The sequence below is a fragment of the Geobacter sp. 60473 genome, assembly GCF_036323535.1.
Lineage (GTDB): Bacteria > Desulfobacterota > Desulfuromonadia > Geobacterales > Geobacteraceae > Geobacter > Geobacter sulfurreducens.
The window spans coordinates 2150069-2166657 of record NZ_AP028967.1 but is presented as its reverse complement, the minus strand read 5'-3'; the positions used below and the strand labels follow the sequence as shown (position 1 = coordinate 2166657).

The following is a 16589-nucleotide window of genomic DNA, read 5'->3' as shown; positions in this document are numbered from 1 at the left end:
TATGCCCTCACATTCGTTGCAGCGTTAACGGTTATATCGTTCGTAAAGGAGAAGAGAGATGAGCGAAAAAGAGCTTGAACTGCTGGCAAGGATCGAGGAGCTCGAGCGGCACACCTGGCGCAACAGCGCCATCCTTCGGGCGGTCGCCATGGTTGCGGGTACGGCCATGATCGGCATCATCGTCGCCTCCGGCGTGGTCGGCGGCGGTCACGGCAGCCACTGGACCGGCCCCGCGTGGAACACCATGTGGCTCTACGGCCTGTTCGCGGCCAATGCGGTGTCCATGTTCTGGACCACCCACAAGGATTAGGAGGAACACGCCATGCCAATGAGTATCAAGAACGCAATTCTGCTCCTCGTGGTGGTGACCCTCTGCGCCGCCTTCAGCATGAGGATCTTCCAGGGACTCGACGAGATGATGGGCGACCAGTACTGGGTGGTGGACGTCTCCCAGGGTGATCACGGTTGGTACGGCATGGGGCTGCTGCCCCACGTGGTGAAGATGCCCAAGGATGTCGTCAAGGCCCTCAACACCGATGCCGACCCGGCCAACAACGTGGAGATCTATGCCCAGGCGGGCGATTTCGCCGGCGATTCGGTCTACGGCATCTGCTTCGGGATTCCGCTCATCATGTTCCTGATCTGGTTCGCCTTCATCATCGGCTTCCCGGACCGGGTGGACCCCTATTTGTTGCCGCGCAAGATCTTCACCATCGCGGTGATCATCACCTGCTCGGTGGTGGTCAACCTCTTCCTGATGAGGATCACCGCCGACTTCGCCACCGACCCCATGGCGCGCATCGCCAACGTGGCGGGCAACCACGCCTCGCTCCTGTTCCACAACGCCGGCATCTGGTTCGCCATCCTCTTCTCGGCCCTGGGGACCCACAGCCACTCCATGCACGAGGTAGCCGCCCCTGACAGCCGCCAGTGGCAGACCCAGGCCAATGAGAAGTTCTCCTGGATGTTCATCCTGCTCGGTGCCGTCACCGTGCTGGAAGTTTCCCTGGTGAACAGCAAGCTTGCCCTCCCCGACGCGGCGGTGGACTACTCGGTCTGGATCATCTGGGTGGTGATCTTCATGCGGATGTTCGGCTTCTCGCCCCGCTACTGGATCAAGCGTGGCCGCGGCATCTCCATCATGGTGGTCGGCACGGCGCTGACCCTGGGCGCCTTCTACCTGCTGGAGCGCGCCACCGGCACCCTGGGCGCCGGCTTCGCCTCGCCGGTTCTCGCCAAGGCCCTCGGCGTCGAAAACCAGAACATCGGCCTCTCGCTCATGATCTCCATCTACCTCATCTTCTGGATGGAGTTCGCCGCGGCAATCCGCATGAACGGGCCGGTAAAGAAGCCTGCCGAGCAAAAGATTCCGTAGGCGGGAGCGAGATAATGCATCACCAAGGCGACGGCTTAGCCGTCGCCTTTTTTTTTGTGGCGACCACTGTAGACCAGATGCCGATCAGCCGATACTATACAATAGTAATTCCCGTGTCCGATGTGGGTACGAAAAGGGAGAAAATTATGAACGGCTGGAAGATTCTCGGGGTTTCGTTCTCGGTGTTGCTGGCAACAACCCTGCCTGAAATGGCGCAAGCCGTCCCCGCCGAGCCCACCGTGCTCGATATGCATCAGGAGGACGGCACAGCATTCAGGGCCCGCAAGTGGGGCGACGAGTCCCGGCACGGTTGGGAGACCGACTCCGGCCATACAATCGTGTTCGATGGCAAAAAACGCGGCTGGTACTATGCCGACCGGGCGCCCGATGGCGGGCTCATGAGTTCAGGGAGGGCCGTGGGGCGTGATGCTCCTCCCTCACATGTGCCCAAAAGGCTTCGGCCTCCCCGGGGGATCGTAAAGCAGCTCGACCGCGAAGGGCGGTTCGCGCCTCAACTCAAGTCGCCATCCGATGCAACGGCGCCTTTGCGTGTCGTTCAGGAGTCTGCGCTCCAGCCCGCACCGCCGTCGAGCGGCTCGACCAATCTCCCCGTTATCCTCGTGAACTTTTCCGACCGTACAACGACCAACACCCCTCAGGAATTCCAGTCGCTCCTGTTCGGGACCGGAACATACAGCCTCAAGGATTACTATCAGGAGGTCTCCTCCGGCAGCTTTACCCTGTCCCCCGGTCCGGCGGGTATCGTCGGCTGGGTCCAGGCGCCCAACACCCATGACTACTATGGCAGCAACAACGCCTCGGGTGATGACATGTGGCCGGGCGATCTGGTGTATGAAGCAGTCCAGGCCGCCGACGCGACGGTCAACTTCGCGAATTACGACGGGGACGGCGACTGCTACGTGGATGCGGTTGCCATCGTCCACCAGGGGACCGGCGAAGACCAGGCGGGAACTCCCGCCACCGACATCTGGTCTCACCGCTGGACCCTGAGCAGCGCCAAATACTTTGGCAGAAGCCACTACGGCACCTATACCACCAACGACGCCTGCACGGCTAATCCGGGCACCATGGTCAAGATCAACGACTACATCATGCAGCCAGAGCGCTACGGTACGGGAATTGCCACGGTGGGCGTGTTTGCCCACGAGTTCGGCCACGTGATGGGGCTCCCGGACCTCTACGACACGGACGGTTCATCCGAAGGGGTGGGCAAGTGGAGCCTCATGGCCGCCGGCAGCTGGACCTACGTCTCGCGCCAGGGGGACCGCCCTTCACACCTTGATCCCTGGAGCAAATACAAGCTGGGGTGGGTGGCCCCCCAGAAGGTGACGTCGGCCCGGGCAGGGTTCAGCTTTGCCCCCGTGGAAACGACCGCCTCGGTGGTGCAGCTTCTTGAAGGCTCTCCCGCCAGCAGTACCGGTGAATATTTCCTGCTGGAAAACCGTCAGCAAACGGGCTTTGACGCCGGCCTCCCCGCCTCGGGACTCGTTGTCTGGCACATCGACGAAAGCAAAGCCAACAACACCGGCGAGTGGTATCCCACCTGCGGGGCCTCCTGCACGTCCCACTACAAGGTCGCCCTGGTCCAGGCAGATGGCGTCTACCACCTGGAAAGGGAAATGAACCGCGGCGACGCGGGGGATCCTTTCCCGGGCACCTCCGGCGTGACGCGCCTCACCGCGGACACGGTGCCGAACAGCCGGCTCTACAGCGGTGCCGATTCGGGCTTCTACCTCGATTTCATCCGGGTGTCGGGCTCCACCATGCTGGCAGACATCGGTTTCGGCACCTATGTGGATCGCACGGTCACCATCCTCACTACCGGATTTGAGTCCCTGGTCCAGAATCCGCCCGCCGGCTGGAGCCTGGTGGACAATGCGGGCACCGGAGCCCTGTGGCGCTTCGACGATCCGGCAAAGAGAGGCAACAATACCGGGGGGGCAGGCGGCTTTGCCATTGCAGACAGCGACTATGCCGGCGCAGTCAACATGGATACGGAGCTTCGGACACCGCTCCTGGATCTGAGCGGGTACGAAACGGTCACGCTGAGGTTCAAGACGTTGTTCGAATATGAAGCCGGCGAGATTGCTGCCGTGGAGCTGAGTACGAACGGCGGCGCCGGACCCTGGCAGACTCTCTGGAGCAGGAGCGGGGGCAACTATGGCCCCGCCACGGAAGAACTGGACCTCACCTCCCTTGCGGCCGGCAAGCCAAACATCATGATCCGCTTTCACTATTACGGTGCCAACTACGCCTGGTTCTGGAAAGTGGACGATGTGGCACTGACCGGCATCCCCCGCGCTCAGCATCAGCTCGCCGTGACCGTCAACGGCGGCGGTACGGTAGCCAGCTCGCCTGCGGGGATTTCGTGCCCGGCGTCCACCTGCAGCGCGTTGTTCTATGACGGCCTCCCGGTGACGCTGACGGCCACGCCCGCTGCGGATTACGTTTTTTCCAGCTGGTCGGGGGCCTGTACCGGCACCGGTCCCTGCGTGGTCATCCTGGGGGGCGATGCGGCCGTGACGGCTACCTTCGTGCCGAGCACCCGCAATCTGAACGTGACGGTTTCCGGCAACGGACAGGGGACCGTCACCAGCGTTCCGGCCGGAATTGCCTGCTCGTCGGGTAGCTGCAACGGAGCCTTCGATACGGGAAGCCAGGTGGAACTCATCGCCACGCCGTCCGCGGGGTCGCTCTTCGCGGGCTGGTCGGGCGACTGCGCCGGCACCGGTGCCTGCACTCCGACCATGACCACCGACCGGAACGTCGGCGCCGCGTTTGACCCCGCACCAACGGTAGAGCTCACCATTGGCGCCGCCACGACACTCCACACGACCCTGGCGGCAGCCATGGCCACCGTTGCCGATGGTTCTGCCGCCGCCATCAAGGCCAGGGCCATGGAGTTCCCGGAGAGCCTGGCCATCACCGGCGGGAAATCCGTCGTATTCTACGGCGGATACGCCGAAGGCTTCGGCGGCGTTGCCGGGTACTCGGTCCTGCGCGGAACGGTTACTGTCGGGGTCGGGACGCTCACGGCAAGCAATCTGGCGGTTCGGTAACCTTGACCCTCTCCCGGCTTTCCGCGGGAGAGGGTCAAGCGTTTCTGCGGATGGTCCAGGTTGTCTCTCATCCTACCTTCACCGCGAACATTGACAAACCCGCTCCGCGACAACTACAGTATCCGGAGACGCTCCCTTCGACGGAGCCCCGGAGGTTGTATCCATGCAAACGAGAACGAGGATAACCATCGGCCTGGTGGTTGCCATATTCTGCCTCACCATCGGCGTGGCCGCCGGATGGCGCCACTATAACCCTGCTGCCGACCAGGTCGGTGCCGAGCACCTGAGACTTCTCCGCGAGGTCGTCACGATCGTGCGGAGCAGTTACGTGGAAGAGGTGGACGGGAAAAAATTGCTGGAAGGGGCCGTCAACGGCATGCTTGCCTCGCTGGACCCCCACAGTTCGTATCTCCCGCCGGAACCCTTCACCGAAATGAAGACCGAGATATCGGGCTCCTTCGGCGGCCTCGGCATCGAGATATCCATGCGCGACGGCAAGCTGACCGTGGTTGCCCCCATCGAGGATACTCCCGCCTGGCGGGCCGGAATCCAGTCGGGCGACCACATCTGGAAGATCGACGATACTCCCACCCGCGGTCTCACCATCACCCAGGCGGTCAAGCGGATGAGGGGCGAGAAGGGGACCCTGGTCTCCCTCTCGATTCTGCGGAACGGGAACGGGAAACCCCTCGTGTTTCCGCTGGTTCGCGACATCATCAAGACCAGGAGCTTTAAGTCCCGGACTCTGGAGCCGGGCTACGGCTATGTCAGGATAAGCCAGTTCCAAGAGCGGACCGGGGATGATTTTGCCGCTGCCCTTGCCAAGCTTCGGTCAGACAACGGCGGGTCCCTCAAGGGGCTCGTGCTCGATCTGCGGAATAATCCCGGCGGCCTCCTTGATGCCGCAGTGGCGGTGGCGGGGCGCTTCGTGGGGGAACGTCTAGACAACGGCCTCATCGTCTACACCGAAGGGCGCGAGCACTTTGCCAAGCGGAGCTACAGCGCCACCATCGGCGAGAAAGAGCCGCGCTACCCCCTTGTCGTCCTCATCAACGGCGGCAGCGCCAGCGCCTCGGAGATCGTGGCCGGAGCTCTCCAGGACCACGGCCGCGCCGTCATCATGGGAACCCCCAGCTTCGGCAAGGGATCGGTTCAGACGGTGGTCCCCCTCAAGGATGGCGCCGGGCTCAAACTGACCACGGCCCGCTACTACACCCCCAAGGGGCGTTCGATTCAGGCCCGGGGCATCGAGCCCGACATCGTCGTGGAACGGGCGGGGTTCAAGGAACTGCCGGACAAAGGGGGGGCCGGATTCCTCGAAAAGGATCTGGACAACCATCTGTCCGGGGCGGAATCGGGCGTGGGGGAAAAGAACCCCGAGCAGGACGCGAAAAAGGTCCCGACCGCGCCGGCGACTCCCGAACACGAGGTTGACAAGGATTATCAGCTTCTTCGGGCTCTTGAATTGCTCAAGGGGTGGGATGCCATGCGCAAGGTGGCCACCGCGAAGCGCTAGGCCGTTGGCCGAAATGGGGATGGTGTTGCCGAAACGGGGCATACTCAGCTGAGTGTGCCCCGTTTTTTGTTGCGTGAGCTGATGTGCCTGCCCCTTCACGGCGTCGCTGGGCCATTCTCTGGTCGAATCTGCTGTTTTTTCGTAAACTTTCCGCCGGATTCGCCGATAAGCTCGATAACGGCCCGACACGGGCACTGCACCACGCCTCGGGGGTAAGAATGAACAGCAAACGATATAGCTCAAACCCGCGACCTGCCGCACGCGTCATCCGGTCGCTTGCCGTGCTGGCTCTGCTGGCGGGCCTGCCGGCCGGGGCCGAAGCCGGGCCGGCAGGCCCGGTCATGGTCAGGGATATCAACACCGCATCGGCACCTGTCTCGTCCAACCCCTCCGGCATGACGGCCAATGGCGGCATCCTCTTCTTCAGTGCCGGCGACGGCGCCAATGGCCCGGAACTCTGGAAGAGCGACGGCACCGCGGAAGGAACGGCGCTCGTCAAAGATATCAATACCGGGCCCGGGCCGGGCACGCCCCAGTATTTCTCCGTCATGAACGGGATCACCTATTTCTCCGCCATGGACAGCTTCCGCGGCGTGGAACTCTGGAAAAGCGACGGAACGGCCGCGGGGACGGTCCTGGTGAAGGATATCTACCAGGGGGGCGAATCATCCAATCCCCTGGAACTGACAACGGTGGGGGAAACGCTTTTCTTCTCCGCCGAGCATCCCGTCTATGGCAGGGAGCTCTGGACGAGCGACGGCACCGCCGAGGGAACCGTCCTCGTGGCCGATATCGCGGCAGAGGCGAGTTCGGCGCCCCAGTGGCTGAGGGCGGTCAACGGTACGCTCTTCTTCGCGGCCGACGATGGTCTCCATGGCCGGGAGCTCTGGAAGAGCGACGGGACGCCGGAAGGCACGGTGATGGTCAAGGATATCAACCCCTTCGGCGGATCCGAGCCGGGCGAGATGGCGGTGTCCGGCGGCATCCTCTACTTTACCGCCGATGACGGTGAAAATGGCCATGAGCTCTGGAGGAGCGACGGCACCGCCGAAGGGACGTATCTGGTCGCCGATATAGCCCCCGGCGAAGAGAGTTCCTACCCCTTCGAGCCGGTGGGCATCAATGGCATGCTCTATTTTACGGCCAATGACGGCTACACCGGGTACGAACTCTGGCAGAGCGACGGCACCCCCGAGGGGACGACGCTGGTGAAGGATATCAATCCGGACGGCGAAGACTCAATGCCCTGGGGCATCGTGGGCATGGACAGGTACGTCTACTTCGCGGCCGATGACGGCGTCAACGGGTATGAACTCTGGCGCACCGACGGCACCATGGGGGGGACGGAGATGGTAGCCGACATCCAGCCCGGGGTGGGCGGTTCCATGTACAGCTCTCCCCGGCTGGTGAACGGCATGCTCCTCTTTGCCGCCGACGACGGAGAGCACGGCATCGAGATATGGAAAAGCGACGGCACCCCCGAGGGCACCCTCATGGTCAGGGATATCATCCCGGACGCCATGTCGTGGCCATCCGAGCTCATGGTGCATAACGGTACACTCTACTTCGCAGCCGACGACGGCGTAAACGGCACGGAGCTCTGGAAGAGCGACGGAACGGCCGAGGGCACGGTGCTGGTGCGGAACATTGCACCCGAGTCGAGCAGCAGCTATCCCTACTACCTTACCACCATGGGGAATACGGTGTTCTTTGCAGCGGCCGATTCGGAGGGGGACTTTGACCTCTGGCAGAGCGACGGCACCGCCGACGGCACGGTGCAGGTCAAGGAGATCAATCCCAACGGATGGGCGTATCTGGAACAGCTGTTCGTGGCGGGCGATACCCTCTATATCCTGGCCGATGACGGTGAAACCGGCTATGAACTCTGGAAGAGCGACGGCACCGCCGAAGGTACGGTACTGCTGAAGGATATCAACCCCGGACCCCAGGGGATATACTTTCCCACCAACCCCAATTATTCCTTTTCCACGGCAGCCGTCGGCAACACGCTGTACTTCCCGGGATACACACCGGCCAACGGCCACGAACTCTGGAAGAGCGACGGCACCGCTGAAGGGACCGCCCTCGTAAAGGACATAAATCCGCTTCTGGACTTTTCTTCTTTACCCGACAGCTTTACTGCCATGAATGGTTCGGTCTTCTTTGTGGCCGATGACGGGTCCCACGGTGCCGAGCTCTGGAAAAGCGACGGCACCCCGGACGGTACGCAACTGGTCAAGGACATGTACCAGGACGGACTCGGCTCCCGCCCCCTTTCGCTGACGGTCATGGACAACGTCCTCTATTTCAGCGCTGCCGGCGACGAAGCCAATGGCTACGGACTCTGGAGGAGCGACGGCACCACCGAGGGGACCGTATTGGTGAAAGACACCTCCCCCGGCAATCACTTTCTTCTTCCTGCTTACCTGACCCCCGTGAACGGCACGTTGTTTTTCGCCGCTTATGATGAGAGCGCCGGGTTCGAGCTCTGGAAAAGCGACGGAACAACCTACGGGACGGTACCGGTGGCCGACATCATGCCCGGAGAGAATTCCTCCAACCTGCGGCTCTTGACCGGCGTGCACGGCACCCTGTTTTTCGTGGCCGACGACGGGATTCATGGCGAGGAACTCTGGAGGAGCGACGGGACGCCCGAGGGAACGGTGATGGTGAAGGACATCTTCCCGGGTGACGGCGTGTCGGGCATCACCTGGATGAAGGTGCTGAACGGGGTGCTCTACTTTGCGGCCGCCGACGGCATGAATGGCCTCGAACTCTGGAAGAGCGACGGCACCGCCGACGGGACGGTGCGTGTCACGAATATCATGGCCGGTGAGGGAAGCTCCTCCCCTTCCTACCCCGTGGTGGCGGGAAACGCACTCTATTTTGCCGCCAATGACGGTGAGCACGGCGTGGAGCTCTGGCAGTTCGTTCCCGAACCGCCCAACGGGGACCTGACCGGCAACGAGGCGCTGGATGTGCCCGATGTGCTGCGCGCCCTGCGAATTGCAACCGGCATCGCCGAGCCCACCATGGCCGACTTCATTCATGGCGATGTGGCCCCCCTCGCTGCTAACGGCCTCCCGGCCCCCGACGGCATCATCGACATGGAGGATGTGCTCGTCGTGCTGCGGAAGATGCTGGGGGTCTTGACGTGGTGACAGCGGTCCTCTGAGGGGAGAATGATCAACAGCAGGCAACGGCAGTCCCGGCGCTCGGCGGTTACTCAACCGTCGAGCGCGATTTTTTCTTCATTCCCACCAGCTTCTTTTCCGCAAGCCGCTTTTCCCTTGCGCCCTTGGGCACCTTGGTGGCGATCCGCTTTTTTGCCTTCTTCTCCCGCTTTTCCAAAGCCAGACGCAGGCGATCCATGGCCTTTTCCCGATTCTGCATTTGCGAGCGGCTCTCGCTGGCCTGGACCACGATACCGGTGGGGAGGTGGCGGATGCGCACCGCCGAATCGGTGGTGTTGCGGTGCTGGCCGCCGGGCCCCGATGCACGGTAGTACTCCACCCTGATGTCCGTTTCCCTGATTTCCACCATACGCCTTACCCCTTTCACTCCCACGCCGCCAAGGTACCATGAAAGTCGGTCCCTTTGCCAGTGCTTGCGGCCGGAGAACCCGCCTGTAAAAAAATGGATTCGGAGCCTTGTATACGAGGAATGTTTGTGTAACATTAAACGACAATCATTTCCCGCCATGGGGCACGGACGCTCCTGGCAACGGCCGATGACCTCGGAGCCTTCCCCCCGGGGACCGCAGCCGTAACTGCCCTGAAAAACGTATTGAGCACCAACGGGGTTTTGGTATGCCATGGACGGCACAGCTGAACCGTGATGACGACAGTGTCGCGAGCGTGTACGCCGACGGTCTGGATTACCTTGAGGACGAGCTCCGGTGGCTCGATTGCCTCATCCGTTACCGGATCGGCGGCCAGCCTCGGAGGGGGGGCGACCCCTTCGGGCAACTGCGGGGGCTCGTCCTCTCCGACGACGAGATCAACGGTCTGCTCTCGGGCGATGCCGGGGAGCCACCGAGAGGCTCGTCGGAACTGGACGACGAACTGGCCGCTCTGGCTGCCGGGGTTACGGAGCGGCGCGCCGCCACCCGCCGGGCCGGGATATCCCTTCCCCTGGACAACCTTTCCCGTACGTTCAACCTTTCTCCCTTCGAAGAGAAGTGCCTCCTCATCTGTCTTGCCCCCGAACTGGACCCCAAGTACGAAAAGTTCTTCGCCTATCTTCACGACGACGTGACGCGCCGGCTGCCCACCATCGGCCTGATTCTCGATCTGCTCTGCCCCTCCTTTCCGGATCGGGTGGCTGCCCGCACCGTCTTCGATCTTCGGGCTCCGCTGGCGAAATACCGTCTTGTACGGTTCATCCAGGATTCACCTGACGGTCCCTTTCCATTCCCTTCGCGGCAGCTCATGCTCAACGAACGGGTCGCCGGCTTCCTGCTGGGGCACATCCATCCGGACCCGCTCCTTGCCGACTCGGTCCGTCTGGTCCTCCTCAATCCGGCGGAGCGGACGACTCAGGAGAGCGATCCGAACCGGGAGTGGACACGGCATCTGGTCCACGCGCACCTGACGGCCCAGGAGTCGTCGGAGAGAAGTCTGGTGCTGTTCTGCCGCGGTCCCCGGGGCGCAGGGAAGCGGGAGCTGGCCGAGGCCGTGTGCCGCGATCTCGGTCTTGGACTCCTGGTGGCGGATGTGGAGCGGATGCTTGCCGGAAGCGTCCCCTTCGGGGAGATGGCGTGGCTTCTGGGCCGCGAGGCCGCTCTCCAGCCCGCCGTCCTCTGCCTGGAAGGGATGGATGCTCTCCTTGCCGGAGAAAAGGATCATTCCTCCGAACTCACGTCACTCATGGACGCCATACGAACATTCTGCCGCGTCACGTTTGTTTGTTCCTCCCGCCCCTGGCTTCCCCGGAATCGCCACCCCTCAGACTTTTTCATCGAACTGGACTTCCCCCTGCCGGATGAAGGGGCGAGGAAGCGACTGTGGGAGCAGGGATTGCGCGGCGGTACCCTGGCGGCCGGTCTCGGCGAGGCCGGCGCCTTGGCGGGGACGTTCCGCTTCACTCCCGGCCAGATCCGCCATGCGTTGGCCTCTGCCCACGACCTGGCCGCCTGGCGCGGCGGAGTGGGAGAGGCCGGCGACGGACCCAGCGCGGCCGATCTGCTCCACGCTGCCTGCCGTGCCCAGTCGCACATCCGCCTGGGTACTCTGGCGAGGAGGATCGAACCCGTTCACACCCTGGACGACATCGTGCTTCCTGCCTTCCAGATGGCCCAGTTGCGGGAGATCTGCGCCCAGGTCCGCTACCGGCACCTGGTCTTCGGCCAGTGGGGATTCGACCGGAAGCTCTCCTCGGGCAAGGGGCTTACGGCGCTCTTCACGGGGACTCCCGGCACGGGCAAGACCATGGCCGCAGAGGTGGTTGCCCGTGAACTGGGGCTGGAGCTCTACCGGATCGACCTCTCCCAGGTGGTGAGCAAGTACATCGGTGAGACGGAGAAGAACCTGGAGCGCATCTTCGCCGAGGCGGAGACCGCCGGCGCCATCCTGTTCTTCGACGAGGCCGACGCCCTGTTCGGCAGGCGCTCCGAGGTGAAGGACGCCCACGACCGTTATGCCAATATCGAAATCGGCTACCTGCTCCAGCGGATGGAGGAGTACAGCGGCATTTCCATCCTGGCCACGAACCTCCGCCAGAACCTGGACGAGGCCTTTACCCGACGCATCCGGATCGTGGTGGAGTTTCCCTTCCCCGACGAGGAATACCGGGAAATGATCTGGCAGCGCATTTTTCCGCCGGAGCTTCCCGTGGGGGACGATGTGGACCTGGGATTCCTGGCCCGCCGGTTCAGAATCTCCGGAGGAGACATCAGGAACGTGGCCCTGGGCGCGGTCTTTTATGCGGCCGAGGAGGGGCGGCCCCTGGCCATGGCGCACCTGGTCCGCGCCCTGGGCAGGGAGCTGCGCAAGACGGGAAAACCGTGCACCAGGGAGGAGTTCGGAGACTACCTGGAGATGCTGGCGTGACAGGGATGGAGCCATGAGCGACTACACGGTGATTGCCGATATCGGGGCCACGCTGATCGGGCTGCTGCGGGAGAGCATGGGCGACCTGCTGTCCGCCGACGCCATCGCGCTTCTCTCACCGGCGGAGCTGGAAGGGCAGGACATCCGCCTGACCCTCTTCCTCTATGCCGTGAGCGAGAATCCGCACCTGAAAAACGCCCCGGCCCCGCCGGCTCCGCCGGGCATCCGCCGGGCGCCTCCGCTCCACGTGGACCTTTCCTACCTGCTCACGGCCCACGGCTCCCGCCTCATCACCGACCGGACAGAACGCTCCCTGGAAGAGCACCGGATCCTGGGGCGGGCCATGCGGGTGCTCTACGACAACTCACTGCTGGCGGGATCGGTCCTGAAGGGTGGTCTGGCCGGATCAACGGCCCAGTTCCGGATGAATCTCCAGCCCCTTGCCCTGGACGACCTGTCCAAGATCTGGACCGCCCTGCCCAACAACGCCCTCAAGGCGTCGGCAGGGTACCAGGTGACCCCGGTGGCCATTGATTCCACCCGGTCCACCGGCGGGAAGCCCGTGGTGGAGCGGACTCTGGAGTACTACCAGAAAGGGGTCGGATCATGACCGAGGCAGTGATGCTCCAGCCGCCCGACCGGTCCGTGAGCCGCCTTGCCTTTGCAGTGCGGCTGGTTGACGACTTCGCGCCGGAGCGGGAGCCTCCGGCCGGGGTAACGATGACGCTCACGGGAGGCGGAACCCAGGGCGTTCGCAACCCCGGCGGCTGGCACCTCTTCATGGATCTGCCCGCGGGAACGTACCGGGTGAGCGCCCGGTCAGAGCTCTACCTGGCGGAGGATAAGGAGATCGACACCGCGCTGCTGGATCCCGGCCTGCCAGTGGTGGAACTGCTGCTTAAGCCGTCCGCTGCCTACCCGTTCCCGCCCGGAACCACGCTGGTCCGTGGCGTGGTGAGGAACGAAGCGGACCTGGGCGTGCCGGATGCCCTGGTGGAGGCGGTTCCCTGGATGCCCGCACCATCGGTGAAGGGGCGGGTGCGGCAGGGGGGCGCCCAGGCGGGCCAGCCGACCATCCGCCTTGAGCACCTGTCGGGAGGACTGGCCGCGGGCGACATGCTGCTGGTCAGGGATGGAGACCCGTCCCGCCAGGAGATCGTCCGGATCGCTACGCCTCTGCCGTCCAACGCCTCCCAGCCGTTCAACCTGGCCGCGCCGCTCCGTTTCGGCCATGCCGCGGGCACTCCGGTCCACCCCCTGGCGGCTGCCGCGCCCTTCACCACCTCCACGGCCGGCACCGGGGAATTCGTTGTCTATCAGAGGAACGCGTCCGCCCGGCTGTTCGTAATCCGGCTCAGTACGAGCGTAGCGGGATATCTGTCGGACGAGCGGGATCTGGAGATCGTCGAGGGTACGACCCAGTCCGTGGGAGTGATCAGCCTGCACCAGCTCTGATCCTGAATCCGGCAAAGTTCAACTGCCGAATAGAGGCTGATTGATCATAGGGGAACACACTGAAAGGAGGAATACGCGATGCCCGAATATCTGTCGCCCGGAGTGTACGTTGAGGAGTTCGAAATCGGCGCCAAGCCCATCGAGGGTGTGAGCACCAGCACGGCGGGCTTCCTGGGGGAAACGGAGCGGGGACCCACGGTGCCGCGGCTGGTGACCAGCTGGCTGGAGTACCAGCGGGTCTTCGGGAGCTACCTGGGATCGGACAAGTACCTTCCCTACACGGTCCAGGGGTTCTTTGACAACGGCGGGAAGCGCTGCTATGTGGGGCGGGTCGTCAAGGCTGGCGATGCGGCCGCCACGGCGGCCACAGTGAAACTTGCGGCCGGCGCGGCCAACGCCCTCACCGTCACTGCCATCGGCGAAGGGGCCTGGGGCAACAGGGTGGCCGTGAAGGTGAGCCCCGGGAGTCTGTCGGGGTTTCGGCTGAGCGTCTATTACTGGAAATCAGCCCCCACCGCCCTGTTCGACCCGGACTACGACCAGAAGGCGAACCCTCGCCCAACGGCGGTGGAGATCTACGACAACCTGTCGGTGGACGAGGCGTCTCCCGACTACTATGACAAGCGGGTGAACGCGGTTTCCAGCCTGGTCCGGCTCGACAGGCAGGCCGGCGACACGGGGGGCGCCCCCGACGCCAAGGCAGGGCATATTGGTACGGCCCAGGCCGGTGCCGCTTCCACCATCACCCTGGCCAGCACCGCTTCAGCCACCGATGACGCCTACAACGGCATGCAGGTCTGGATCGCCGACAAGACCGGCAAGGGGCAGGTCCGCACCATCTCCGACTACGTTGGCTCGACGCGGGTTGCCACGGTGGGCTCCGCCTGGACGACCCAGCCCGACAGCACGTCGGTCTGCTACGTTTCGTCCGTCGCCTCGCTCGCCGGGGGGGGTGACGTGCTGGCCCAGCAGGGTACGGCCCAGGCCGGGGCCGCCTCCACCATCACCCTGGCCGCCGGCGCTTCGGCCGTGAACAATGCCTACAACGGCATGGCCGTCGAGATCCTTTCCGGCACCGGGCTGGGGCAGAAACGAACCATCTCCGGGTACGTTGGCTCGACGCGGGTGGCCACGGTGAGCGCCGCCTGGACGACCCAGCCCGACGCCACGTCGGTCTACCGGATCACCCCGGCGCTCATCCTCTCCGACTACGAGCGGGGCGATACGGATTCCCCCGGTAACCGCAAGGGCCTTACCGGATTCAAGGAGATCGACGACATCTCCCTCGTGTATGCGCCCAACGCCCACGGGGTTGCCGGACTGCCCGGCTCCCTCATCACCCACTGCGAGAACCTCAAGGACCGGTTCGCCATCATCGACGCGGCCCAGGGCTCCACCGTCTCGAACCTCTCGCCCCGCGACACCAACGAATCCAAGTATGGCGCCTTCTACTATCCGTGGCTCAAGGTCATCGACCCCGAGGCAGGGGTGCAGCGCCTGGTGCCGCCCGGTGGTCACGTGGCGGGGATCTACGCCCGCAGCGACACGGAGCGGGGGGTGCACAAGGCCCCGGCCAACGAGAAGGTGAACGGCGCCGTGGATCTGGAGTTCCCCATCACCAAGGGGGAGCAGGACGTGCTGAACCCCCGCGGAGTCAACGTAATCCGCGCCTTCCCCGGCAGGGGGATCCGCGTCTGGGGCGCCCGCACCCTCTCCAGCGACCCGCTCTGGAAGTACGTGAACGTCCGGCGACTTTTCATCTTCCTGGAGGAGTCCATCGACGAGGGGACCCAGTGGGTGGTGTTCGAACCCAATGACATCCCGCTCTGGGCCCGGGTCAGGCAGACCATCGTCCAGTTCCTGACCGGGGTATGGCGCACCGGCGCCCTGGCCGGAGCCACCCCGGAAGAGGCGTTTTTCGTCAAGTGCGACCGGACCACCATGACCCAGGACGACATCGACAACGGCCGGCTGATCTGCGTGATCGGCGTGGCTCCGGTTAAGCCAGCGGAATTCGTGATCTTCCGCATCGCCCAGTGGACCGCCGGGGCCAAGGGGTAGGGCGGCGCCGAACTAACACTATCTCAAGGGGGATGACCATATGGCCGGCAGAAAAGATCCATACCGGAATTTCAGATTTCTCGTGGAGATCGACGGCATCGTTCAGGCCGGATTCAGCGAGGTGACAGTGCCCGATACCTCCACCGACGTGGTGGAGTACCGGGAGGGGAGTGAGGAGCCGCGCCTGCGCAAGCTCTCGGGACTCAACAAGTTCGGCAACGTGACCCTGAAATGGGGCACGACCGATTCGCTGGAGTTCTTCAACTGGCGCAAGCTCGTCATGCAGGGAAAGATGAAGGACGCGCGCAAGAACATGGCCGTGATCCTCATGGACGAGGAGGGAAATCCGGCGGCTCGGTGGGAGTTCGAGAACGCCTGGCCGAACAAGTACGATCCGGCGGACCTCAATGCCAAGGGGAACGACGTGGCCATCGAGAGCGTGGAGATTGTCCACGAGGGAATGAAGCGCGTGAGCTGATCAATGAGAAAGGTGGATGACCATGGCGTTTCAGACTGAATTTGAATTCACCCTTCCCAAGGGGTACGTGGACGGCGAAGGGAATCTTCACCGCCAGGGGCTCATGAGGCTCGCCACCGCGGCCGACGAGGTCCTCCCCCTGAAAGACCCCCGGGTCCAGCAGAACCCGGCCTACCTGACCGTGATCCTGCTCTCCCGGGTCATGGTCAAGCTGGGGAGCCTGCCGGAGGTGAATTCCCGCATCGTGGAAGGGCTCTTTGTTTCCGACCTGTCGTACCTGCAGGAGTTCTACCGGCAGATCAACGACGGCGGCGCTGCCCAGGTTAAGGCCGTCTGCCCCCGCTGCGAGCACGCCTTCACCATGGAGCTCGCCCCGGGGGAATAGCGGGCTACCCCCTCGACCGCATCTACGAGGAGGTAGCCTTCATCGCCTATTACCTGCACTGGCCCCATGACGAGATCATGGGGATGGAGCATCGGGACCGGCGCCGGTGGTGCGAGGAGATATCGCGGATCAACCGGTCCGCCAACGCCGATGCCACGAGCATCGCTGATCTGTAGCGGAACGACCCGG

12 protein-coding genes and 1 pseudogene are annotated in these 16589 nt (G+C 63.7%); 12 read left to right on the top strand and 1 reads right to left on the bottom strand.

The genetic code is table 11. From position 1 onward, the window contains the following. The first annotated feature begins 58 nt into the window (after nt 1-58). The 5 genes from AABA48_RS09760 to AABA48_RS09740 all read left to right on the top strand — a co-directional run bounded on the left by AABA48_RS09760 (nt 59) and on the right by AABA48_RS09740 (nt 9132). The gene (locus AABA48_RS09760) at nt 59-310 is read left to right on the top strand and encodes a hypothetical protein (protein ID WP_010941633.1); all 252 of its coding nucleotides are present in this window, start codon (nt 59-61) and stop codon (nt 308-310) included. Between the two features lie 12 nt (nt 311-322). Then, nucleotides 323-1375: a hypothetical protein gene (locus AABA48_RS09755; RefSeq protein ID WP_286350292.1), complete on the top strand. Its 1053-nt coding sequence runs from the start codon at nt 323-325 to the stop codon at nt 1373-1375. Nucleotides 1376-1521: 146 nt separating this feature from the next. Continuing rightward, nucleotides 1522-4455 carry a M6 family metalloprotease domain-containing protein gene (locus tag AABA48_RS09750; RefSeq protein WP_286350291.1) on the top strand — a complete coding sequence of 978 codons (2934 nt, stop codon included), beginning with the start codon at nt 1522-1524 and terminating at the stop codon, nt 4453-4455. A 163-nt stretch (nt 4456-4618) separates the two neighbouring features. Next, a complete protein-coding gene (locus tag AABA48_RS09745; protein ID WP_286350290.1) occupies nt 4619-5971 on the top strand; it encodes a S41 family peptidase in 1353 nt (450 codons plus the stop codon). 218 nt (nt 5972-6189) lie between these two features. Then, nucleotides 6190-9132: an ELWxxDGT repeat protein gene (locus AABA48_RS09740; protein WP_338270086.1), complete on the top strand. Its 2943-nt coding sequence runs from the start codon at nt 6190-6192 to the stop codon at nt 9130-9132. Nucleotides 9133-9193: 61 nt separating this feature from the next. On the opposite strand, the pseudogene AABA48_RS09735 reads toward AABA48_RS09740, so the two are convergent. Then, nucleotides 9194-9511: pseudogene (locus AABA48_RS09735) on the bottom strand (peptide chain release factor-like protein); the annotation flags it as partial. A 269-nt stretch (nt 9512-9780) separates the two neighbouring features. Here AABA48_RS09735 and AABA48_RS09730 point away from each other — a divergent pair. The 7 genes from AABA48_RS09730 to AABA48_RS09700 all read left to right on the top strand — a co-directional run bounded on the left by AABA48_RS09730 (nt 9781) and on the right by AABA48_RS09700 (nt 16576). Beyond that, entirely contained in the window at nt 9781-12021 is a 2241-nt protein-coding gene (locus AABA48_RS09730) for an AAA family ATPase (RefSeq protein WP_286350287.1), read from the top strand. Nucleotides 12022-12034: 13 nt separating this feature from the next. Next, nucleotides 12035-12631, top strand: a complete 597-nt coding sequence (locus tag AABA48_RS09725) for a DUF4255 domain-containing protein (RefSeq protein ID WP_286350286.1) — start codon at nt 12035-12037, stop codon at nt 12629-12631. After that, nucleotides 12628-13476, top strand: a complete 849-nt coding sequence (locus tag AABA48_RS09720; protein WP_286350285.1) for a hypothetical protein — start codon at nt 12628-12630, stop codon at nt 13474-13476. Before AABA48_RS09725 ends, AABA48_RS09720 begins: the two co-directional genes overlap by 4 nt. Nucleotides 13477-13554: 78 nt before the next feature. Next, nucleotides 13555-15537 (top strand): phage tail sheath family protein, encoded by a 1983-nt coding sequence (locus tag AABA48_RS09715; RefSeq protein ID WP_286350284.1) that lies wholly within the window; start codon nt 13555-13557, stop codon nt 15535-15537. A 40-nt stretch (nt 15538-15577) separates the two neighbouring features. Next, nucleotides 15578-16015: a phage tail protein gene (locus tag AABA48_RS09710; RefSeq protein ID WP_010941643.1), complete on the top strand. Its 438-nt coding sequence runs from the start codon at nt 15578-15580 to the stop codon at nt 16013-16015. Nucleotides 16016-16037: 22 nt separating this feature from the next. After that, nucleotides 16038-16400 carry a phage tail assembly protein gene (locus AABA48_RS09705; protein WP_338270083.1) on the top strand — a complete coding sequence of 121 codons (363 nt, stop codon included), beginning with the start codon at nt 16038-16040 and terminating at the stop codon, nt 16398-16400. Further along, nucleotides 16349-16576, top strand: a complete 228-nt coding sequence (locus AABA48_RS09700) for a DUF6760 family protein (protein WP_338271291.1) — start codon at nt 16349-16351, stop codon at nt 16574-16576. The genes AABA48_RS09705 and AABA48_RS09700 overlap by 52 nt, the downstream gene beginning before the upstream one ends. The last annotated feature ends 13 nt before the right edge of the window (nt 16577-16589 follow it).

What these genes read in the sequence shown, in the direction of transcription:
- AABA48_RS09705 (WP_338270083.1), top strand. Translation starts at nt 16,038, where the DNA reads ATGGCGTTTCAGACTGAATTTGAATTCACCCTTCCCAAGGGGTACGTG.
- AABA48_RS09715 (WP_286350284.1), top strand. Translation starts at nt 13,555, where the DNA reads ATGCCCGAATATCTGTCGCCCGGAGTGTACGTTGAGGAGTTCGAAATC.
- AABA48_RS09760 (WP_010941633.1), top strand. Translation starts at nt 59, where the DNA reads ATGAGCGAAAAAGAGCTTGAACTGCTGGCAAGGATCGAGGAGCTCGAG.
- AABA48_RS09745 (WP_286350290.1), top strand. Translation starts at nt 4,619, where the DNA reads ATGCAAACGAGAACGAGGATAACCATCGGCCTGGTGGTTGCCATATTC.
- AABA48_RS09710 (WP_010941643.1), top strand. Translation starts at nt 15,578, where the DNA reads ATGGCCGGCAGAAAAGATCCATACCGGAATTTCAGATTTCTCGTGGAG.
- AABA48_RS09750 (WP_286350291.1), top strand. Translation starts at nt 1,522, where the DNA reads ATGAACGGCTGGAAGATTCTCGGGGTTTCGTTCTCGGTGTTGCTGGCA.
- AABA48_RS09720 (WP_286350285.1), top strand. Translation starts at nt 12,628, where the DNA reads ATGACCGAGGCAGTGATGCTCCAGCCGCCCGACCGGTCCGTGAGCCGC.
- AABA48_RS09725 (WP_286350286.1), top strand. Translation starts at nt 12,035, where the DNA reads ATGAGCGACTACACGGTGATTGCCGATATCGGGGCCACGCTGATCGGG.
- AABA48_RS09740 (WP_338270086.1), top strand. Translation starts at nt 6,190, where the DNA reads ATGAACAGCAAACGATATAGCTCAAACCCGCGACCTGCCGCACGCGTC.
- AABA48_RS09730 (WP_286350287.1), top strand. Translation starts at nt 9,781, where the DNA reads ATGCCATGGACGGCACAGCTGAACCGTGATGACGACAGTGTCGCGAGC.
- AABA48_RS09755 (WP_286350292.1), top strand. Translation starts at nt 323, where the DNA reads ATGCCAATGAGTATCAAGAACGCAATTCTGCTCCTCGTGGTGGTGACC.